Origin of the sequence: Streptomyces axinellae (assembly GCF_039532135.1) — a bacterium.
Taxonomy (GTDB): domain Bacteria; phylum Actinomycetota; class Actinomycetes; order Streptomycetales; family Streptomycetaceae; genus Streptomyces; species Streptomyces axinellae.
The window spans coordinates 41553-62309 of sequence record NZ_BAAARJ010000031.1 but is presented as its reverse complement, the minus strand read 5'-3'; the positions used below and the strand labels follow the sequence as shown (position 1 = coordinate 62309).

Below are 20757 nucleotides of genomic sequence, written 5' to 3'. Positions count from 1 at the left end.
AACGTGCCCGGCGTGGATGGGGCGCGGACGCCGCCGAACAGGGCCGGCATCGCGCCGTGCCGCAGAACGGCCAGGTCGTCGATGCTGTCCGCGCCCGCGACCATGCCACCCACGATGCTGGTGACCTCGGCATCAGCCGCCGCACCCGCGCTGTTCCTCGCCCCGGTCAGCTTCACGTTCTCGACGACCAGTCGTGGCAGACCACACCGCCCGGCCAGCCGCATCACCGGGACCAGCCCGGCCTGCGCGATCAGATTCGGGTCATCGAAGGCAGCGGAGACCGCCGCTGGCGTGTGGGAAGATTGCATCTCGGAAGTGCCTTGCCGATCGTGCGTGCTGGAAGCCTGAAGAACTCCCATCATCGCAGGTCACAAGGCACTTCCTCATTTCCATGAAAGTTATCCACACGTATCACGTCGGTGGATCAAGGCTAAGCCTGGGACCATTCGGCCGGGTGGAGTCGGGGACGCGGCGAGCATTGATGTGCTCGATCCGGTTGGCTGCGTCGAACTTGAAGTGCGGCGGTAGTTGGGGGCGACCAGGTGACATCGATTGTTCGCCGACTACAGAAATCCCCGCCTTGCCGCAACGGCGCTGGATCGGCGAGCGCGAATTCACGCGCCTGTCGGGCGCAGTGGCGCAGGCCACATAAGTGACGTCTCGCCATCTGAGAAGAAGGTGCGTCAGGCGGCGCGAGCGGCGCACTGCGTGCCTCATTAGCAGGGCGCCCTCCGCGAGTTAGGGCACACGGAGGGCACGGAAGCCGAAGAATGGCCCGGGAACGAACAAGACCCAGGTCGCTGACCTGGGTCTTGACTGCGGAGCGGGCGACGGGAATCGAACCCGCGCTCTGAGCTTGGGAAGCTCATGTTCTACCATTAAACTACGCCCGCGAGGAGCTCACATGAAGGTGGCTCGTCGCGGATACTCTACCCCATGGCCGACCCCAGCCGCAGACGGCTGGGGTCTCTTCGCTGTTCGGGGGCCGGGTGACGGGTCGGGCAAGGGGTCATTGTGGGTCGGGGGGCGGGAGTTGGGGGCGTACGGTGGGGTGGCGGAGTGCCGGTCGTCCGGGCGTCGGAGTCATCCCCTAACGTGGCATTTGTCGTCCACGCAGCCACGCGACAGGGGAGAGGCAAGCGATGGAATCCACCGTCGTCCAGTGTGCCGAAGGGCACGTTTTCAGCACCTCGAAGTTCCCGATGCAGAATCTCGGGGCCTCCCGGATCGGGCCTGGACGGCTGCTGCGCTGTCCCCGTTGCGGGCGCCTGCGGCAGGCGGTCCCTGTCGCCCGGCGGCAGAGCTGACAACGGGCCTGGCAACAGACCTGGCAACGATCCGGCGGCAGAGCTGACAACGCAGCCGGCAGCAGACTGACGGCGGGGCCGGTCCGATTGGGTCGGTCCCGCTTCGTGCGCGTAGTCTCGGCCCGTGCTTCTCTCAGACAAGGACATCCGGGCCGAGATCGACACAGGCCGGGTGCGGGTCGAACCGTACGATCCGGCGATGGTGCAGCCGTCCAGTATCGACGTCCGCCTGGACCGCTACTTCCGGGTGTTCGAGAACCACCGCTATCCGCACATCGACCCCGCCGCCGAGCAGGCCGATCTGACGCGGCTGATCGAGGCGGAGGGTGACGAGCCGTTCATCCTGCACCCCGGGGAGTTCGTGCTGGCCTCGACGTACGAGGTGATCACGCTGCCGGAGGATGTGGCCTCGCGGCTGGAGGGCAAGAGTTCGCTGGGGCGGCTGGGGCTGCTGACGCATTCGACGGCCGGGTTCATCGACCCGGGCTTTTCCGGCCATGTGACGCTGGAACTGTCCAACGTCGCGACGCTCCCCATGAAGCTGTGGCCGGGGATGAAGATCGGGCAGCTGTGCATGTTCCGGCTGACTTCGCCGTCCGAGTTCCCGTACGGGTCGGAGCGCTACGGCTCCCGCTACCAGGGGCAGCGCGGGCCGACCCCGTCGCGGTCCTACCTCAACTTCCACCGCACCCATGTGTGACCGGGTATCTGTGCGGGGGCGTGCATCTGTGTGGGAGCGTACGACCGTGTGGGACCGTTCCTCGGCCACGTACAGCCGCGCCTCGGCCACATATGGCCGCGCCTCGGCCACATATAGCCGTTCCGCGATCGCGGCTGACCGCGGCGCATCCATAGATGACCGCATCCGGGTACGAGAGGCCGAGGGCAGCACCACGTGAGTGACGAGCGCGAGAATCTGACGTACACCCTGTTCGGGCAGGCCATCCGCGAGTTGGCGCAGTCCGTGGCCGAGGACGGGTACGAGCCGGACATCATCTTGTCGATCGCGCGCGGCGGACTCTTCGTCGCGGGTGGCCTCGGCTACGCCCTTGATGTCAAGAATCTGCATGTCATGAATGTCGAGTTTTATACCGGCGTAGGCGAAACGCTCGATATGCCGGTCATGCTGCCGCCGGTGCCCAACCTGGTCGATCTGAGCCGCAAGAGGGTGCTCATCGCCGACGATGTCGCCGACACCGGCAAGACCCTCAAGCTCGTACAGGACTTCTGCGCCGAGCACGTCGCCGAGACGCGCAGCGCGGTCATTTATGAAAAGTCGCACTCTTTGGTCAAGTGTGACTACGTCTGGAAGCGCACGGATCAGTGGATCAACTTCCCGTGGTCCGTCGAGCCGCCTGTCGTGCGGCGTGCGGGCCAGGTCCTCGACGCCTGACCGGTCCCGGTCCCGGTCCCGGTCCCCGGTCCCGGTCCCGGTCCCCGGCCCCGATCCTCGGTCCCGGTCCCGATCGCTGATTCCCGGCCCCCGGATCACCGAACCCCGCTCCCGCTCCCGCCCCCGGTGCCGGGCGCCCTCCGCACGGCCGGAAGTCGCCCTGGTGGTGGCTGCGGAGGGTAAAGAGGGGTGCACGGGTGGTTCCCCTTTCGGGTACTTGCGGGTAAGTACCGCTGGTGACAAACAGTTGCCAGCGGTAGGGAGACCAGCTCATGGCTCGTGCGAGACCCGTGACAGCGGTAGTGGCGGCGCTGGTGATGGCCCTGGGGGGAGCGGGCGCGGCGGCTGCGGCGGCCCCGCCGTCGTCCCCGAAGGCCGAGGCCGAGGCCGGGACGGGGGCCGAGGTCGGGGCGGCGCGCAGCGTGCGGGCCGGTACGCCGCTGTCGCCGGAGCTGGAGAAGATCAGGGCCGAGGAGGCGCGGAAGCTCTACGGCGACCCGGGCGAGCGGCCCATGGGCGAGCGCAAGAGCAGCCTGATCTCGCTGGGGGACAGCGAGATCTCCGGGGAGGGTGTCGGCACGTACGAGCCGGGCACGAACGGGCCCGACAACTGGTGTCACCGGTCGCCCGACTCCGCCGTGCACCGTACGGGCATCCAGGCGGACGTGACGTACAACGTCGCCTGCTCCGGGGCGAGTTCGGAGAACATCCGCATCGGCGGCACCAAGCAGTACGCCGATGAGCTGGTGCAGAGCGACAGCCTCGCCATCAAGGCGCGCAACACCCGGCTGAAGCAGATCATGCTGGTCGTCGGGGCAAACGACGACCTCCAGTTCGGGCCCGTCATGACGGACTGCGTCGTCCGCTACCTCACGCTTCAGGGCGCCTGCGAGCCGAAGTACGACCCCGGCTGGCAGGCCAGGATCGACGGGCTCGTTCCCAAGGTCGAACAGACCGTGACCGACTTGAAGTCCGTGATGCGCGACGCGGGTTACGCCGACGGCGACTACCAACTCGTCGTCATGGGCTACCCCAGCCCCATCGGTCCTGATGTCACGGACAACCCCAAGTTCCCCGGCAAGCTCATCGGCGGCTGCGTCGGCTACACCAGCGACGCCGCCTGGGGCCGCAACACCGCCGTGCCCGCCTTCGAGAAGGGCGTGCGCAAGGCCGCCGAGCGCACCGGAGCCAGCTATCTGGACGCCTCCCGGCTCTTCCATGGCCACGAGGTCTGCATGGAGAACACCTGGGCGCGCGGCCTCTACGTCGATGTCCTCAACCCCTTCCCGCCGGATGCCAACTCCGTGCGGCAGTCCTTCCACCCGAACGAGCGAGGGCACGGCGCCTTCGCCTCCTGCTTCACCGCGATGTACAAGGCCGGGCAGCAGGGTGTACGCGAAGCCTCCTGCGCCGACCCGGACGGCAAGGGCACGCCGAAGCTGTACCAGCAGGCGTGGGACGACGTCTTCAAGCCGTTGCGGAGCGCGGCGACGGGCAGCTGCCTGGACGCCGACGGCGGGCACAGCGCCGTGGGCACCAAGGTGCGCGGCTGGTTCTGCGGCGCCTCCCAGCGCAACCAGCAGTGGTGGTACGACTCGGCGGGCCGAGCGCTGTACGCCGGGCAGACCCACGACCGCTGCGTGGAGAGCGCGGGGGGCGTGAAGGAGGGCGCGACGCTGGTACTGGGCAACTGCTCGGGGGCCGCCGCGCAGCAGTTCGTACGGGACGGCGCCACGCTGAAGGCGGCCTCGGCGAACCTGTGTGTGACCCTCACGGGTGCCGAGGCCCAGGGCCGCCTCGCGACGTGTGACGGGTCGGCGGCGCAGCGCTTCAGCTGAGCCTCTCGCGAGAGGCCATCCCCTGACACGGCCAAGTGACCGTCCCCTGACGCGACAGAGCCGGTCCGCTTCCGGCTGAACCCGGAAACGGACCGGCTCTGTCGTTCAAGGCAGGGGCAGCCGAGGCGGGGGAGACGCGCGGGAGCGCCCCGCTCAGCGGGAGGTTCCGGTCAAAGCGTGCCGAGCTTGATCAGGAACAGCAGGGCCAGCAGCTGGATCGCGGACGCGCCCAGCGCGCGGGGCCACGGCAGGTCGTGGGAGCGGCTGACCATCGAGGTGAACAGCACCCCGGCCGCGATCCACGTGGCCCACCCGAGGACCTGCACCAGGCCGGCGTTGCCGCCCAGGAAGAGCGCGAACAGCAGCCTCGGAGCGTCCGTCAGCGACATGATCAGCATGGCCAGCCCCACCGTGGGCTGCCACGAGCCGTTGCCGCCGAACTGCCGGGCCAGGGTGTGGGTGACCGCGCCCATGATGAGGCCGGCGATCACCACCGCGACACCCGTGATGAGCACGAACGGGATGGCCTGCCCGATCGTCGTGTTGAGCACGTCCTCGCGGGCCTTGTCGAGACCGAAGACGGCGAGCAGGCCGTAGAGGAAGGTGACGATCAGCGCGGGACCCCACACCGCGTAGTCCCGCATCTGCCAGAACGTGGCGTTGGGGCGCAGGACGAGCCCGCTCAGCAGGTCCTTCCAGTGCAGCCTCGGGCCGGAGGGCGGCGCCGGGGCGCTGCCCGCCTGGTAGGCGGCGGCGTCGCCGTACGGGTCGGGGCCGGGCGGGCCGCCTTGCGCGTACGGGTCGGAGACGCTGAACGACTGGGTGTGGCCCGCGCTGTTGGCGTACGGGTCGGGGCCGCCGTGGCCGGGCCCGTGCGGGGCGCCGTACTGCGGGGAGTGCGGGTCCCCGAAATACTCGGGCTCATCGGGCCCGCCGCCGTGCGGCCCGCCACCGCGCGGCCCGTACGGTCCCGGGCCCGGGCCGCGACCCGGTCCTGGGGCACCCCCGGGTGCCCGGCCGCCCTGCCAGGGGCCCGGGTTCGGGCCCTGCGGGGGGTACGGGGATCCCTGCGGGTGCTGAGGGAACTGCCCATGCTGCTGCGCGCCCCGGGAGTCCCGGCCGCGTCCGCTCCTGAAACCAGCCACGCAATCGAACGTACCGTGTCGCGCGGACCTCGGTGCCACGGGTGAGTGAGAAGAGGGACATCGCTGCTTACCTGTGACATCCCCTAGGGGGACCCGGTGGGGCCTGCCCCCGCACGGGGGTGGTGCCAGCACCACCCCGAGGCGGCATCACCTGAGAGGGCTCCGCGCTCGTCCGCTCCGTCCGTGTGCCGTCCGTGTGCCGTCCGCGTGCCGTCCGTGTGTCGCGCCGCTCCGCCGGGGTGCCGGACCGCTCCTTCCGGGTGCCGCGCCGCTCAGCCCCGGGGGAGGCGGACGGCGAAGGTGACCACGGAGCCCTGGCCTCCGGTGTCGTCCACCGTCAGCCGGTCGGTGACCAGCTTGGCCAGCCACAGGCCGCGACCGGTGGGGGCGCCGTCCAGGCCGGGGAGCAGTTCGGGGATGACGTCCTCGGAGAATCCGGGGCCCGAGTCGGCGACCTGGCACTCCAGCTCGTTGCCGATGTGCCGCAGCAGGAGCCGCCCGCCGCCGCCCGCGTGCTCGATGGCGTTGGTGGCCACGGCGTCGGCCGCGACCACGAATTCACCCCTTCGTGGCTCGCACAGACCCGCCCAGGCCGCGCAGGATTCCACCTCGATCCGCAGCCTGGGCAGGTCTCTGAGGGTGAAACGGAGGCGGCAGAGCAGCTCGGGGGTCAGCATCCGGCGCCCTCCTCGACGGTGAGGGTCGGTGGACGGAGGGGATCCGTACCGGCGCGGTGCGGGGGGTGGGGGGCGACGGAGCAGGGGCCGCCGACGAGGGCCGCTCCGGGCGGGCGGGACCTCGCTCCGGACGGTGGCCGGCCGTGGCCGGCCGGTCCTTCCGGGGCCGTTCGACCGGGGGCCTCACGGTCCGACACCTGCTGCTCCTCCTCGCGTGCCTGGCTGCTGGGGCGCGCCACGCGGACTGGCTCCGCGGCTTGTTCCCGCGCTGTGGTTCAGGAGGCTAGGGCGGGCGCACCGCTATGGGTATACCGCGACGGTGGTTTGGCTCGTGTGGTGCATTAAGTGATCGCATTTGACCATGACTTGCTGACAAACACGCAATGGCCGGTCCCGTGAATACGGGACCGGCCATTGCGCGGTTCATGGCAGTGGGTTCATGCCGTAAAAAATCTACGACGCAATGACTGCCGGGATGCGGACGCCAATACCACCATCGCTGCCGATACCGCCGTGAAGGACGGCGACGTCACCGCGTACGCCCCCGGCATCGCCGCGTACGTGCGCGGTGTCACCGCGTACGCCCCCGCGGCACCGTGGCATCCGCGGCGCTACTGCGCGGGCTCCGGCTCGGGCTCCTTCTCCTCCTCGCCGTCGTCCGCCGGGTCGGCCGGCGTCCTGACGGAGTCGAGCAGCAGCTGAGCGACGTCCACGACCTGGAGGTTTTCCTTGGCCGCCCCCTCGTTCTTCTTGCCGTTGACGGAGTCCGTCAGCATGACGAGGCAGAAGGGGCAGGCCGTGGAGACGATGTCCGGGTCGAGGGAGAGGGCCTCGTCCACACGTTCGTTGTTGACGCGCTTGCCGATGCGCTCTTCCATCCACATGCGGGCCCCGCCGGCGCCGCAGCAGAAGCCGCGTTCCTTGTGCCGGTGCATCTCCTCGTTGCGCAGTCCGGGCACGCGGCCGATGATCTCGCGCGGCGGCGTGTAGACCTTGTTGTGCCGGCCCAGGTAGCACGGGTCGTGGTAGGTGATCAGGCCCTCGACCGGGGTGACCGGCACCAGCTTGCCCTCGTCGATCAGGTGCTGGAGCAGCTGGGTGTGGTGGATGACCTCGTACTCGCCGCCCAGCTGCGGGTATTCGTTGGCGATCGTGTTGAAGCAGTGCGGGCAGGTGGAGACGATCTTCTTCGACGCCTTGGGCTTCCTGGTGCTCGCGTCCACCGTGCCGTCCTCGCCGAGGGACTCGCCGAACGCCGCGTTCAGCGTGGCCACGTTCTCCTCGCCCAGCTGCTGGAAGAGGAATTCGTTGCCCAGGCGGCGGGCGGAATCGCCGGTGCACTTCTCGTCGCCGCCCATGATCGCGAAGTTGACGCCGGCGATGTGCAGCAGCTCCGCGAATGCCTTGGTCGTCTTCTTCGCGCGGTCCTCCAGGGCTCCGGCGCAGCCGACCCAGTACAGGTATTCGACCTCGGTCAGGTCCTCGACGGTCTTTCCGACGACGGGGACCTCGATGCCGGTTTCCTGCTGGAGTTCCTTCGTCCACTCAAGGCGCTGCTTTTTGGCCAGGCCCCAGGGGTTGCCCTTCTTCTCCAGGTTCTTGAGCATCGTCCCGGCCTCGGAGGGGAACGCGCTCTCGATCATCACCTGGTAGCGGCGCATGTCGACGATGTGGTCGATGTGCTCGATGTCCACCGGGCACTGCTCCACGCAGGCGCCGCAGGTGGTGCACGACCACAGCACGTCCGGGTCGATGACCCCGCCCTCCGCGGCGGTGCCGACCAGCGGGCGCTCGGCCTCGTCCAGCGCGGACTGCGGCACGTCCTTGAGCTGCTCGGCGGTGGCCTTCTCCGTGCCCTCCATGCTCTTGCCGCCGCCCGCCAGCAGGTACGGGGCCTTGGCGTGGGCGTGGTCGCGCAGCGACATGATCAGCAGCTTCGGGGAGAGCGGCTTGCCGGTGTTCCAGGCCGGGCACTGCGACTGGCAGCGCCCGCACTCGGTGCAGGTGGAGAAGTCGAGGAGGCCCTTCCAAGAGAAGTCCTCGACCTGGGAGGCGCCGAAGCGGACCTCTTCGGCGCCGTCCTCCTCGGAGTCGTCGAGCGCGGTCTCGAAGTCGATGACCTTGCCGCCGGACATCATCGGCTGGAGTTCGCCCAGCGCGGTGCCGCCCTCGGCCTCGCGCTTGAACCAGATGTTGAAGAAGGCCAGGAAGCGGTGCCAGGCCACGCCCATGTTGGTGTTCACGCCGACGGTGATCATCCAGATCATGGTGGTGCCGAGCTTCACCAGCGCCGCGAGGTAGACCAGCGTCTGGAGCGTGCTGACGCTCAGCCCGTGGAAGGCCGCGACCAGCGGGTACGAGACGAAGAACGACGCGTCGTAGCCGTCCACGTGGTGCAGCGCGCCCTCCAGGCCGCGCAGCGTGAGGATGGCCAGGCCGATGACGAAGATGACGTACTCGACGAAGTAGCCCTGCCACGCCTTGGAGCCGGTGAAGCGGGACTTGCGGCCGGCCCGGGAGGGCAGGCTCAGCAGCCGGATCACCATGAGGACGGCGATGCCCACCGTGGTCGCGAGGCCGATGAACTCGATGTACATCTCGTAGGGCAGCCAGTCGCCGATGACCGGCAGCACCCAGTCGGCCTTGAAGAGCTGGCCGTAGGCGTTGATGATCGTCGGCGGCAGCGTGAGGAAGCCGATCGCCACGAACCAGTGGGCGACGCCGACCACGCCCCACCTGTTCATCCTCGTGTGCCCGAGGAACTCCCTGACCAAGGTGGCCGTGCGCTGCTTCGGACTGTCCTTGCGCGTGCCCGCGGGGAGCGGCTGGCCGAGCTTCACGAAGCGGTAGATCTGCGCGATGGCGCGGGCGAAAAGCGCAATGCCGACCGCTGTGAGTACCAGCGTGACGACGATCGCGGCGAGTTGCATAACGGCTCCTCGGAGTGGGGGTACCACCCGGCCGGAGGCTGGGGAGGTCGTGTACTAAGCAGTAACTTATCCAGTTCGTACGAGACTACCCACTAGCCGTGAAGCCCCGCACCCGCCCCTGCCGGTGATGTGCGTCGCCCCTGGGTGCGGTGGCACCCGGCCCCGGCGGTGCCCTGCGCAGGGGGCGAGCAGCGAGGTTGAGTCGAGTCAGCTCATGCTTTTTGACGTGGGGGCGATGGTGAGGCACTCTTGAGTCAGCCTCACTCAAGAGACATAGCTGGAGGAAACCGAAATGGCTCGTGCGGTCGGCATCGACCTGGGTACGACGAACTCCGTCGTCAGTGTTCTCGAAGGCGGTGAGCCCACCGTCATCACCAACGCCGAGGGCGCCAGGACCACGCCGTCCGTCGTGGCCTTCGCGAAGAACGGCGAAGTGCTCGTCGGCGAGGTGGCCAAGCGCCAGGCGGTCACCAACGTGGACAGGACGATCCGGTCGGTCAAGCGCCACATGGGCACCGACTGGAAAGTGAACCTGGACGGCAAGGACTTCAACCCGCAGCAGATGAGCGCCTTCATCCTGCAGAAGCTGAAGCGGGACGCGGAGTCGTACCTGGGCGAGAAGGTCACCGACGCCGTCGTGACCGTCCCGGCGTACTTCAACGACGCCGAGCGCCAGGCCACCAAGGAGGCCGGTGAGATCGCGGGCCTCAACGTGCTGCGCATCGTCAACGAGCCGACCGCCGCCGCGCTGGCCTACGGCTTGGAGAAGGAGGACCAGACGATCCTGGTCTTCGACCTCGGCGGCGGCACCTTCGACGTCTCGCTGCTGGAGATCGGCGACGGCGTCGTCGAGGTGAAGGCGACCAACGGTGACAACCACCTCGGTGGTGACGACTGGGACCAGCGGGTCGTGGACTACCTGGTCAAGCAGTTCCAGTCCGGTCACGGCGTGGATCTGTCCAAGGACAAGATGGCCCTCCAGCGCCTCCGCGAGGCCGCCGAGAAGGCGAAGATCGAGCTGTCCTCGTCCACCGAGACGACGATCAACCTGCCCTACATCACGGCCTCCGCCGAGGGCCCGCTGCACCTGGACGAGAAGCTGACGCGCGCTCAGTTCCAGCAGCTGACCCAGGACCTGCTGGAGCGCACCAAGACGCCGTTCCACAACGTCATGAAGGACGCGGGCATCCAGCTCTCCGAGATCGACCACGTCGTTCTCGTCGGCGGCTCGACCCGTATGCCCGCCGTCGCCGAGCTGGTCAAGGAGCTGACCGGCGGCAAGGACGCCAACAAGGGTGTGAACCCGGACGAGGTCGTGGCCATCGGTGCCAGCCTCCAGGCCGGTGTCCTCAAGGGCGAGGTCAAGGACGTCCTGCTCCTCGACGTCACCCCGCTGTCCCTCGGCATCGAGACCAAGGGCGGCATCATGACGAAGCTGATCGAGCGCAACACCACGATCCCGACCAAGCGTTCGGAGACCTTCACCACGGCGGAGGACAACCAGCCGTCGGTGCAGATCCAGGTCTTCCAGGGCGAGCGGGAGATCGCGGCGTACAACAAGAAGCTGGGCATGTTCGAGCTGACGGGCCTGCCGCCCGCGCCGCGCAACGTGCCGCAGATCGAGGTCACCTTCGACATCGACGCGAACGGCATCATGCACGTGTCCGCCAAGGACCTGGGCACGGGCAAGGAGCAGAAGATGCAGGTCACGGGCGGCTCCAGCCTGCCCAAGGACGACATCGAGCGCATGATGCGCGAGGCGGAGCAGTACGCCGACGACGACGCCAAGCGCCGCGAGTCCGCCGAGACCCGCAACCAGGCCGAGCAGCTGGTCTACACCACCGAGAAGTTCCTCAAGGACAACGAGGAGAAGGTCCCGGCCGACACCAAGTCGGAGGTCGAGACCGCCCTTGAGGACCTCAAGGAGAAGCTCAAGGGCGAGGACACCGCTGCCATCCGCGAGTCCTCCGAGAAGGTCGCCGCCACCAGCCAGAAGCTGGGCCAGGCCCTCTACGCCGAGGCGCAGCAGAACCAGGCCGGCGGTGCCGAGGCAGGTGCCGGTGCGGCGGGCGGCGCCAAGGCCGAGGGCGGCGACGAGGACGTCGTGGACGCCGAGATCGTGGACGACGACCAGCAGAAGCCCAAGGACGGTGCGGCGTGACGGAGGAGACACCGGGCTTCCCCAAGGAGCCCGACGTCCCCGCCGACACCGGCCCCGCACCCACCGCCGCCTCCGGTAAGGAGGCGGCGGCCCCGGGGCCGCCGGCCGGGGACGCCCAGCAGACCGAGCAAGCTCAGCCCTCCGAACAGACCCTGGACGCGGCGCGGGACATGCACGAGAGCAACGGCAACGGCAGCGACGGCAAGGTGGCCGGCGGGACGGCACCGGAAGGCGAGGCGGCCGACGGCGAGGTCTCCGCCACCGCCGAGCTGGACCAGACGCGCACCGCGCTCAACGAGCGCACGCAGGACCTCCAGCGGCTCCAGGCGGAGTTCCAGAACTACCGCCGCAGGGTCGAGCGGGACCGCGCCTCCGTCAAGGAGATCGCCGTCGCGAACCTGCTGACGGAGCTGCTGCCGGTGCTGGACGACATCGGCCGTGCGCGTGATCACGGTGAGCTGGTCGGCGGCTTCAAGTCGGTGGCCGAGTCGCTGGAGATGGTCGCGGCCAAGATGGGCCTGATGCAGTTCGGCAAGGAGGGCGAGCCCTTCGACCCGACGGTCCACGAGGCGCTGATGCACTCCTACTCTCCGGATGTCACGGAGACGACGTGCGTGCAGATCCTCCAGCCCGGGTACCGCATCGGCGAGCGGACCATCCGCCCCGCGCGGGTCGGTGTGGCCGAGCCGCAGCCCGGCACCAAGGGCGAGGGCGGCGACGCTGCGGGGTCGGCAGGCTCGGCGGAAGAGGAGAACGGTGGCCCGGACGAGGGCTGACCGCGGACGGGAGGAGGGACGTCGAGGATGAGTACCAAGGACTTCATCGAGAAGGACTATTACAAGGTCCTCGGCGTCCCCAAGGACGCCACCGAAGCCGAGATCAAGAAGGCGTACCGCAAGCTTGCCCGGGAGAACCACCCGGACGCCAACGCGGGCGACCCCAAGGCCGAAGAGCGCTTCAAGGACGCCTCCGAGGCGTACGACGTCCTCGGTGACGCCAAGCGCCGCAAGGAGTACGACGAGGCCCGCACGCTCTTCGGCAACGGCGGCGGCTTCCGGCCCGGCGGACCGGGCGGCGCGGGCGGCCCCGGCGGCGGAACGTTCAACTTCGACCTGGGCGACCTCTTCGGCGGCGGTCAGGGCGGCGGCGGGGGCGGCCCCGGCGGACCCGGCGGCGGCTTCGGCGGCGGGCTCGGCGACGTGTTCGGCGGGCTCTTCAACCGGGGCGGCGGCAGCACCCGCACCCAGCCCAGGCGCGGCCAGGACATCGAGTCCGAGGTGACGCTCAGCTTCACCGAGGCGGTGGACGGGGCCACGGTTCCGCTGCGGATGTCCAGCAGCGCCGCATGCAAGGAGTGCGCGGGCACGGGCGACAAGAACGGCACCCCGAGGGTGTGTCCCACCTGTGTGGGCACCGGGCAGGTCTCCCGTGGCGGGGGCGGCGGCTTCTCGCTGACCGACCCGTGCGTGGACTGCCGGGGCCGGGGCCTGATCGCGCAGGACCCCTGCGAGACCTGCAAGGGATCGGGCCGCGCCACCAGTTCGCGCACCATGCAGGTGCGCATCCCGGCGGGGGTCAGCGACGGCCAGCGCATCCGGCTGCGGGGCAAGGGAGCGCCGGGCGAGCGCGGCGGCCCCAACGGGGACCTGTACGTGGTCGTGCACGTGGACCGGCACCCGGTCTTCGGCCGCAGAGGGGACAACCTCACCGTCACCGTGCCGGTCACCTTCCCGGAGGCGGCCCTCGGCGGCGAGGTGAAGGTCCCCACGCTCGGCGGTCCGCCCGTCACCCTGAAGCTTCCGCCCGGCACCCCCTCGGGGCGCACGATGCGGGCCAGGGGCAAGGGCGCGGTCCGCAAGGACGGGACACACGGCGATCTGCTGGTGACAGTGGAGGTGTCGGTGCCCAAGGATCTGAGTGACAAGGCGAAGGACTCCCTGGAGTCCTATCGGGACGCGACAGCGGGAGAGGACCCGCGCGCTGCGTTGTTCAAGGCAGCGAAGGGAGACTGAGGTGGACGGCCGGGACGGACGCAGGCGAGGGTTCGCGGCACGCGCCGCTTCGTACGAGCTGACCGAGGAGTCCCCGGTCTACGTCATCTCGGTCGCCGCCCAGCTGTCGGGCCTGCACCCGCAGACGCTCCGGCAGTACGACCGTCTCGGCCTGGTCTCCCCGGACCGCACGCCCGGCCGGGGCCGGCGCTACTCCGCGCGCGACATCGAGCTGCTGCGCGAGGTGCAGCGGCTCAGCCAGGACGAGGGCATCAACCTGGCGGGCATCAAGCGGATCATCGAGCTGGAGCAGCAGGTGAGCGCGCTCAAGGCGCGGGTCTCCGAGCTGTCGTCCGCCGTCGAGGGCGCCGCCGTGGCGATGCAGCAGCGCGAGGCGCAGGTGCACGCCTCCTACCGGCGGGATCTGGTGCCCTATGACGACGTGCACCAGTCGGGTGCGCTGGTGGTCTGGCGCCCCAGGCCCCGAGAGTGAGCCCGGGGCCCGGGACGTCAGAAGGTCACTTGGCGAAGCCGTAGTTCAGGAGCTTCTTCGCGTCCGAGGTGCGCTTGGCGACGGAGGAGGAGGTGAGGACGGTGCCGACGACCGTCTTGCCGCCGCGGGTCGCGGCGAAGACCAGGCAGTACTTGGCCTCGGGGCCCGAGCCGGTCTTGACGCCGATGGTGCCCGAGTAGCTGCCCAGCAGGTTGTTCGTGTTGGACCAGGACATGGTCCGGTGGCCGCCGCTCTTGGTGACGGTCGTCTGCTTGGTCGAGCGGGTCTTCACGATCTTGCGGAAGGTGGAGCTCTTCAGAGCGCTGCTGGCGAGCTTGGTCAGGTCCCGCGCGCTGGAGTAGTTCTTGCCGTGGCCGATGCCGTCGAACGAGTCGAAGTGGGTGTTCTTCAGGCCCAGGCTCTTGGCGGTGGTGTTCATCTTGCCGATGAAGGACTTCACGCGCTTGGCGCGGGTGGAGCCGCTGCCGAACTTGTCGGCCAGCGCGTAGGCCGCGTCGCAGCCGGAGGGCAGCATCAGGCCGTACAGGAGCTGGCGGACGGTGACCTTGTCGCCGACGATCAGACGGGCCGAGGAGGCGCCGTTCTTGACGATGTAGTCGCTGTACGCCTTCTGGATCTTGACCTTGCTGTTGAGGTTGAGCTTCGCCTGGGAGAGCACCACCTTGGCCGTCATGATCTTGGTGGTCGAGCCGGTGGAGCGCCGCGTATCGGCGGCCTTGGTGTAGAGGCTCTTGGCGGTGCCGTTGTTCATCACGAAGCCGCTCTTGGCGACGATCGAAGGCTTCTTGGCCGCGAGGGCCTGCGGTCCCGCGGCCACGGCCGGGGAGGTCAGGGCCCCCGCCGTCAGGACGGCTCCGGCGGTGACGATCACCGCTGAGGCCCGACTGATGCCATTGCTGCCGATTTTCACTGTGTTTTCTCCAAATGCCCCTGTGCCGGGGTTCCTTGAGTGTGCCGCACCCTGGTTGAGACTGTCATGGGCGCTCGTTGGATGCGCCCGCAGGGGTGTTTTCGTCAGGCTTTTGCGAACGACCGGCGGACGAATGCGGGTACCCGGGAACGAATCGGGATCGTATGCGGTTGTACGGGGTGCCAGTCAGCTTGAGCCCGACAGGCTCAACTTGCTGCATACTGGAGAAAGCAACTCACCGGAGAAAGCAACTCGCAGGAGGAGGAGCGCGGCACTGTGGACGCGGAGCTGACCAACAGGAGCCGGGACGCGATCAGCGCGGCGAACAGCCGTGCGGTCACCGACGGAAACCCCGACATCACCCCGGCGCATCTGCTCCTCGCCCTGCTCACGGGCGAGGACAACGAGAACATCCAGGACCTGGTGGCGGCGGCCGGCGCCGACCAGGCGGCGCTGCGTGCGGGCGCCGAGCGCCAGCTCGCCGCACTCCCCACCGTCCAGGGCTCGACCGTCAGCAGGCCGCAGGCCGACCGCGAGCTGCTGGCCGCCATCGCCGACGCCTCCCAGCGCGCCCAGGAGCTGGGCGACAGCTTCGTGTCCACCGAGCACCTGCTGATCGGGATCGCGGCCAAGGGCGGCCACGCCGCCGACCTCCTCAAGGAGCAGGGCGCCGACGACAAGAAGCTGACGGCCGCCTTCCAGCAGCAGCGCGGCAGCAAGCGGGTCACCAACGCGGACCCCGAGGGCACCTACAAGGCGCTGGAGAAGTTCGGCACCGACCTGACGGCGGCGGCCCGCGAGGGCAAGCTCGACCCGGTCATCGGGCGCGATCACGAGATCCGCCGCGTCGTGCAGGTCCTCTCCCGCCGCACCAAGAACAACCCGGTGCTCATCGGCGAGCCCGGCGTCGGCAAGACCGCCGTCGTCGAGGGCCTGGCCCAGCGCGTGGTCAAGGGCGATGTGCCCGAGTCGCTGCGCGACAAGCGGATCGTCAGCCTCGACCTGAGCGCGATGGTGGCCGGGGCCAAGTACCGGGGCGAGTTCGAGGAGCGGCTCAAGACCGTGCTCTCCGAGATCAAGGAGAGCGACGGCCAGGTCATCACGTTCATCGACGAGCTGCACACCGTCGTCGGCGCGGGCGCCGGCGGCGACTCGGCCATGGACGCGGGCAACATGCTCAAGCCGATGCTGGCCCGCGGCGAACTGCGCATGGTCGGCGCCACCACGCTGGACGAGTACCGCGAGCGGATCGAGAAGGACCCGGCCCTGGAGCGCCGCTTCCAGCAGGTGCTGGTCGCCGAGCCCACCGTCGAGGACTCCATCGCGATCCTGCGCGGCCTCAAGGGGCGCTACGAGGCCCACCACAAGGTGCAGATCTCCGACGGCGCCCTGGTGGCCGCCGCCGCGCTCTCCGACCGCTACATCACCTCCCGCTTCCTCCCCGACAAGGCCATCGACCTGGTGGACGAGGCCGCCTCCCGGCTCCGCATGGAGATCGACTCCTCCCCCCTGGAGATCGACGAACTCCAGCGCGCCGTGGACCGGCTCAAGATGGAGGAGCTGGCCCTGGACAAGGAGACCGACCCCGCCTCCGTCGAACGGCTGGAGCGGCTGCGCCGCGAGCTGGCCGACAAAGAGGAGGAGCTGCGCGGCCTCACCGCCCGCTGGGAGAAGGAGAAGCAGGGCCTCAACCGCGTCGGTGAGCTGAAGGAGCAGCTCGACGAGCTGCGCGGCCAGGCCGAGCGCGCCCAGCGCGACGGCGACTTCGACACCGCCTCCAAACTGCTCTACGGCGAGATCCCCGGCGTCGAGCGGGAGCTGGAGGCCGCCTCCGAGGAGGAGGAAGAGGCCAAGAAGGAGGCCGAGGCCGCCACCGCGGAGGGCCGGGGAGAGCGCGCCGGCCGCGACAAAATGGTCAAGGACGAGGTCGGCTCCGACGACATCGCCGACGTCGTCGCCTCCTGGACGGGCATCCCCGCCGGCCGCCTGCTGGAGGGCGAGACGCAGAAGCTGCTGCGCATGGAGGACGAGCTGGGCAAGCGGCTGATCGGTCAGAGCGAGGCCGTGCGCGCCGTCTCCGACGCCGTACGCCGCACCCGCGCCGGTATCGCCGACCCCAACCGCCCCACCGGCTCCTTCCTCTTCCTCGGCCCCACCGGCGTCGGCAAGACCGAGCTGGCCAAGGCGCTGGCCGACTTCCTGTTCGACGACGAGCGGGCCATGGTCCGCATCGACATGAGCGAGTACGGCGAGAAGCACTCGGTCGCCCGCCTGGTGGGCGCGCCCCCCGGCTACGTCGGCTACGAGGAAGGCGGCCAGCTCACCGAGGCCGTCCGCCGCCGCCCCTACAGCGTCGTCCTGCTGGACGAGGTCGAAAAGGCGCACCACGATGTCTTCGACGTCCTCCTCCAGGTACTCGACGACGGCCGGCTCACCGACGGCCAGGGCCGCACGGTCGATTTCCGCAACACGATCCTGATCCTGACCTCCAACCTGGGCAGCCAGCACCTGACCGACCCGCTGGAGAAGGAGGACGAGAAGCGCGAGCAGGTCCTCGCCGCGGTGCGGGCGGCCTTCCGCCCGGAATTCCTCAACCGGCTGGACGACCTGGTCATCTTCTCCGCCCTGGCCGGCGACGAGCTGCGGCGGATCGCCCAGCTCCAGATCGACGCGCTCCAGCGCCGCCTCGCCGAGCGCCGCCTCACCCTCGACGTCACCCCGGCGGCCCTCGACTGGCTGGCCGTCGAGGGCAACGACCCGGCGTACGGGGCCCGGCCCCTGCGGCGCCTGGTACAGACCGCCATCGGCGACCAGCTCGCGCGGGAGATCCTCGCCGGAGAGGTCCGCGACGGCGACGTGGTGCGGGTCGATCATGTCGAGGGGTGGGACGGACTGACGGTCGGCCTGGCCGCGGACGCTTCTGTGGGTGGGTAGGGGCCCGGGGCGCGGGGCGCCCCGGGCGGGCCCGCCTCTCGGGTTTGGCCGGCGGGTTTTTCCGGTGGCCCCTTTGCCGGTGCCGGTGCCGGTGCAGGTGCCGGTGCAGGTGTTGGGGAGGGGGTGCCCCTGTTTGTGCTTTGCGGGGTGTGGGTGCGTGGGGGCTGGGCGCGCCGTTCCTCGCGCCCCGAAAGGGTCGGGTTTTACGTTGTCCCTCTTTGAGGTGCTGGGGAGGGGGTGCCCCTGTTTGTGCTTTGCGGGGTGTGGGTGCGTGGGGGTTGAGCGCGCCGTTCCTCGCGCCCCTTCGGGGCGGGGGCGGCGTAGCCGTACGGCCGTGAGACGCACCCGAGGTTGCCAGGGCGGGGGGGCCGTGCGGGAGGATGGCCGGAGCCGTAGATGAAGGGAACACCCACGTGAGCATCGACCCGTCCTCGATCCCGAACTTCGGGGGCCAGCCCGAGGAGCCGGAGGAGTCCGGCCCGTCCGGTCCCATCATCCCGGACCAGGACCTCGTCAAGCAGCTCCTCGACCAGATGGAGCTGAAGTACGTCGTCGACGACGAGGGGGACCTCGCGGCGCCGTGGGAGGAGTTCCGCACCTACTTCATGTTCCGGGGCGAGGAGGAGCAGCAGGTCTTCTCCGTCCGGACGTTCTACGACCGGCCGCACACCATCGAGGAGAAGCCCAGGCTCCTTGAGGCCATCGACGACTGGAACCGCCGCACGCTGTGGCCGAAGGTCTACAGCCACACCCACGACGACGGCAGCGTCCGCCTCATCGGCGAGGCCCAGATGCTGATCGGCACCGGCGTCTCCCTGGAGCACTTCGTCTCCAGCACGGTCAGCTGGGTCCGCGCCTCGATCGAGTTCGACAAGTGGCTCGTGGAGCAGTTCGGCCTGGAGAAGGACGTCGACTCCTCCGAAAACGGCGGCGAGGGCGGCGGCGGGGACGAGGGCGACGGCGGCAGGAACGCCTGACCGAACCGTCCCCCCCCAGCCTCGCCCGCACGCGCTGAGCCGGGCAGCCCCTGAGACCGGGCTGCCCGGCTTCGCGCGTCGGACCGGGCCCGGCCCGCAGTCCCCGGTCCGCAGGTCGCAGCCCGCAGCCCGCGGTGAGGACTGATCGCGGGGCATTCGCCTGCGCGCCATCGCCACCGGGTTCCGCGCCCGTTACGTGAACACGTCCTCGCGGGCGTACCCGCGAGCCCCGTAACGCGCTTGCGGCGAGCCGTGGTTGACCGCTCCCGCGCCCGAATTACCGTACGCGCGCTCGATTCACCACTCGTATGAGGGCGTCTGCCCCGTACTGGGCGCGGGAAGGATATCTCCGCACCAATGAACTGAACGGCCCGCAATCCTCCGCCGCATATGTAGGGGATGACTTTGCCGACCGCCGCCTCCGCCCTTCTTGCCAGCGACGCAATTCAGCTCGTCCGCGGAAGATCTCAGCGCTCGTCCACGATGACCGGCGGCGACGCGGGTGAGTGGCGAGGGCTTTCAGCATCCCCCCGCCGCCGGGCGCCGCGCGCGGCAACGGACCGCCGATGAACCGGCGCCGGGCGACCCCGTCGGCCGCCTCGGACGGTTCGGCCTGGCCGGCCTCCTCAGCCGCACCGGACTCGGCGAACTCGCCAGGGCAGTCAGCCCCGTTGGCGTGGCTGCCCTCATTGACCGGACTGCGGTTCCTCGCCGCGTCCGGGGTGTTCGTCTTCCACATCACGTTCCTGGACGCCCTGCGGAACGGCGACCGGCCGCACCCGGTCTGGTTTCTGCTGGGATCGGCCGGGGTCTCGCTCTTCTTCGTCCTCAGCGGATTCGTGCTGACCCACTCCGCCCGGGAGACGGACACGGCCCGCGGATTCTGGCGTCGGCGGGCCGTCAAGATCTATCCGAACCACCTGGTCGTCCTGGCGCTCCTCATGCTGCTCGTCCGGGGGGCCGGAATGCCGCGCCCGCTCGGCGGGCCCGCTCCCGTCTCCGGGCTGAGCGACTGGGCCAACGCCACGCTGGCGCACTCCTTCGCGCCGCTGTCGAAGCTCGCCCAGGGGGGTAACGGGGTCGCCTGGTCGCTCACCTGCGAGCTGCTGTTCTATCTGCTCTTCCCGCTGTTTCTGCCGCTGGTCCTGAAGATCCGTCCGGACCGGCTCCCCCTCGCCGCCGTCGTCGCCGTCGCGGGGGTCTGGGCCATCCCGACGATCTCGCTGGGGCTGGGCGGTACGCCGCTCCACGCGGGATATCTGCCCGGGGACATCACCGATGTGCAACTGGCGTTCGTCTACTCCTTCCCGCCGAGCCGGCTCCCGGAGTTCGTCCTGGGGATGATCCTCGCCCGGATGCACACGGGTGGGCATGTGCACACGGCCGGGCGCGTGCATCCGGCCGGGCCCGCCGTCCGGATCGGAGTCCTCCCGTCCGGCGGCCTGCTGTGCGCGGCCCTCCTCCTCGGTATCGCGCTGCTCCCCGCCCCGTTCCTGCCCGCCGCCGTCACGGTGATCCCCGTCGGCCTCCTGGTCCGGGCGACGGCGGCGCTGGACGCGCGCGGGGGGAGGTCCTTGCTGCGGACGCGGGGCATGGTCTTCCTCGGGGACCTCTCCTACGCCTTCTACCTGGTGCATCTCATCGTGATCGCGGCCCTCCTCCACTACTGGGGCCGCACCTGGCCGGTGGCCGGACTCGTCTGCGCCTCGCTCGCCGTGGCCCTGACCGCGTCCTGGATGCTGTACGCGCTGGTCGAGCGCCCCTGCATGCGGCGCTTCGCCACCGGGCGTTCGCCGCGCGCCGCGGTGCGTTCGCTGCGCGCCGCCGCTCCGGCCGCCGCTCCGGCCGCCGCCTCGTCCGAGCCTGTGGTCCTGCCCGACCCTGTGGTCCTGCCCGAGCAGAACGGCCAGGCGACCAAGCGCCCCACGGCGGGCCAAGCGGACGGCTGAGGGCCGGGGCCTGCGAACGGCCCCGGCTGCG

At 69.7% G+C, this 20757-nt stretch carries 14 protein-coding genes, 1 tRNA gene and 1 pseudogene; 10 read left to right on the top strand and 6 right to left on the bottom strand.

Annotation, left to right across the window (positions count from 1 at the left end):
* Positions 1–308 (bottom strand): annotated as a pseudogene (locus ABD339_RS31330) (IS1380 family transposase); the annotation flags it as partial.
* 514 nt (positions 309–822) lie between these two features.
* A tRNA-Gly gene (locus tag ABD339_RS31325) sits at positions 823–893 on the bottom strand.
* A gap of 538 nt (positions 894–1431) precedes the next feature.
* Here ABD339_RS31325 and dcd point away from each other — a divergent pair.
* The 3 genes from dcd to ABD339_RS31310 all read left to right on the top strand — a co-directional run bounded on the left by dcd (position 1432) and on the right by ABD339_RS31310 (position 4538).
* On the top strand, positions 1432–2007 hold the full coding sequence (gene dcd / locus ABD339_RS31320) for a dCTP deaminase (RefSeq protein WP_344570554.1): 576 nt from the start codon (positions 1432–1434) through the stop codon (positions 2005–2007).
* Positions 2008–2202: 195 nt separating this feature from the next.
* Complete coding sequence (locus ABD339_RS31315; protein ID WP_344570553.1) at positions 2203–2700, top strand: phosphoribosyltransferase; 498 nt, start codon at positions 2203–2205, stop codon at positions 2698–2700.
* Positions 2701–2972: 272 nt separating this feature from the next.
* On the top strand, positions 2973–4538 hold the full coding sequence (locus ABD339_RS31310) for a ricin-type beta-trefoil lectin domain protein (protein WP_344570552.1): 1566 nt from the start codon (positions 2973–2975) through the stop codon (positions 4536–4538).
* A gap of 170 nt (positions 4539–4708) precedes the next feature.
* Here ABD339_RS31310 and ABD339_RS31305 read toward each other — a convergent pair whose 3' ends face one another.
* The 3 genes from ABD339_RS31305 to ABD339_RS31295 form a co-directional block, all read right to left on the bottom strand.
* A complete protein-coding gene (locus ABD339_RS31305) occupies positions 4709–5683 on the bottom strand; it encodes a Yip1 family protein (protein ID WP_344570551.1) in 975 nt (324 codons plus the stop codon).
* A gap of 272 nt (positions 5684–5955) precedes the next feature.
* Positions 5956–6360, bottom strand: coding sequence for an ATP-binding protein (locus tag ABD339_RS31300; protein ID WP_344570550.1), 405 nt, complete (start codon positions 6358–6360; stop codon positions 5956–5958).
* A gap of 611 nt (positions 6361–6971) precedes the next feature.
* The gene (locus ABD339_RS31295) at positions 6972–9290 is read right to left on the bottom strand and encodes a (Fe-S)-binding protein (RefSeq protein ID WP_344570549.1); all 2319 of its coding nucleotides are present in this window, start codon (positions 9288–9290) and stop codon (positions 6972–6974) included.
* 292 nt (positions 9291–9582) lie between these two features.
* Between ABD339_RS31295 and dnaK the strand changes: the two genes are divergently transcribed.
* From dnaK to ABD339_RS31275, 4 genes are read left to right on the top strand one after another with little or no spacing between them, the layout of a single operon-like run.
* Positions 9583–11451 (top strand): molecular chaperone DnaK, encoded by a 1869-nt coding sequence (dnaK, locus tag ABD339_RS31290; RefSeq protein ID WP_344570548.1) that lies wholly within the window; start codon positions 9583–9585, stop codon positions 11449–11451.
* Positions 11448–12227, top strand: a complete 780-nt coding sequence (grpE, locus tag ABD339_RS31285) for a nucleotide exchange factor GrpE (RefSeq protein ID WP_344570547.1) — start codon at positions 11448–11450, stop codon at positions 12225–12227. Before dnaK ends, grpE begins: the two co-directional genes overlap by 4 nt.
* 27 nt (positions 12228–12254) lie before the next feature.
* Positions 12255–13463: a molecular chaperone DnaJ gene (gene dnaJ, locus ABD339_RS31280; protein WP_344570546.1), complete on the top strand. Its 1209-nt coding sequence runs from the start codon at positions 12255–12257 to the stop codon at positions 13461–13463.
* Between the two features lies 1 nt (position 13464).
* On the top strand, positions 13465–13935 hold the full coding sequence (locus ABD339_RS31275; RefSeq protein ID WP_344570545.1) for a heat shock protein transcriptional repressor HspR: 471 nt from the start codon (positions 13465–13467) through the stop codon (positions 13933–13935).
* 25 nt (positions 13936–13960) lie between these two features.
* Here ABD339_RS31275 and ABD339_RS31270 read toward each other — a convergent pair whose 3' ends face one another.
* Complete coding sequence (locus tag ABD339_RS31270) at positions 13961–14866, bottom strand: D-alanyl-D-alanine carboxypeptidase family protein (RefSeq protein ID WP_344570544.1); 906 nt, start codon at positions 14864–14866, stop codon at positions 13961–13963.
* A 276-nt stretch (positions 14867–15142) separates the two neighbouring features.
* Between ABD339_RS31270 and clpB the strand changes: the two genes are divergently transcribed.
* The 3 genes from clpB (at position 15143) to ABD339_RS31255 (ending at position 20726) form a co-directional block, all read left to right on the top strand.
* On the top strand, positions 15143–17800 hold the full coding sequence (clpB, locus tag ABD339_RS31265; RefSeq protein ID WP_344570543.1) for an ATP-dependent chaperone ClpB: 2658 nt from the start codon (positions 15143–15145) through the stop codon (positions 17798–17800).
* A gap of 413 nt (positions 17801–18213) precedes the next feature.
* Entirely contained in the window at positions 18214–18777 is a 564-nt protein-coding gene (locus ABD339_RS31260; RefSeq protein ID WP_344570542.1) for a YbjN domain-containing protein, read from the top strand.
* A gap of 689 nt (positions 18778–19466) precedes the next feature.
* Positions 19467–20726: an acyltransferase family protein gene (locus tag ABD339_RS31255; RefSeq protein ID WP_344570541.1), complete on the top strand. Its 1260-nt coding sequence runs from the start codon at positions 19467–19469 to the stop codon at positions 20724–20726.
* Positions 20727–20757: the final 31 nt, after the last annotated feature.

Coding starts and splice junctions, on each gene's coding strand:
- ABD339_RS31310 (WP_344570552.1), top strand. CDS start 2,973: ATGGCTCGTGCGAGACCCGTGACAGCGGTAGTGGCGGCGCTGGTGATG.
- dnaK (WP_344570548.1), top strand. CDS start 9,583: ATGGCTCGTGCGGTCGGCATCGACCTGGGTACGACGAACTCCGTCGTC.
- ABD339_RS31295 (WP_344570549.1), bottom strand. CDS start 9,290: ATGCAACTCGCCGCGATCGTCGTCACGCTGGTACTCACAGCGGTCGGC.
- dnaJ (WP_344570546.1), top strand. CDS start 12,255: ATGAGTACCAAGGACTTCATCGAGAAGGACTATTACAAGGTCCTCGGC.
- ABD339_RS31300 (WP_344570550.1), bottom strand. CDS start 6,360: ATGCTGACCCCCGAGCTGCTCTGCCGCCTCCGTTTCACCCTCAGAGAC.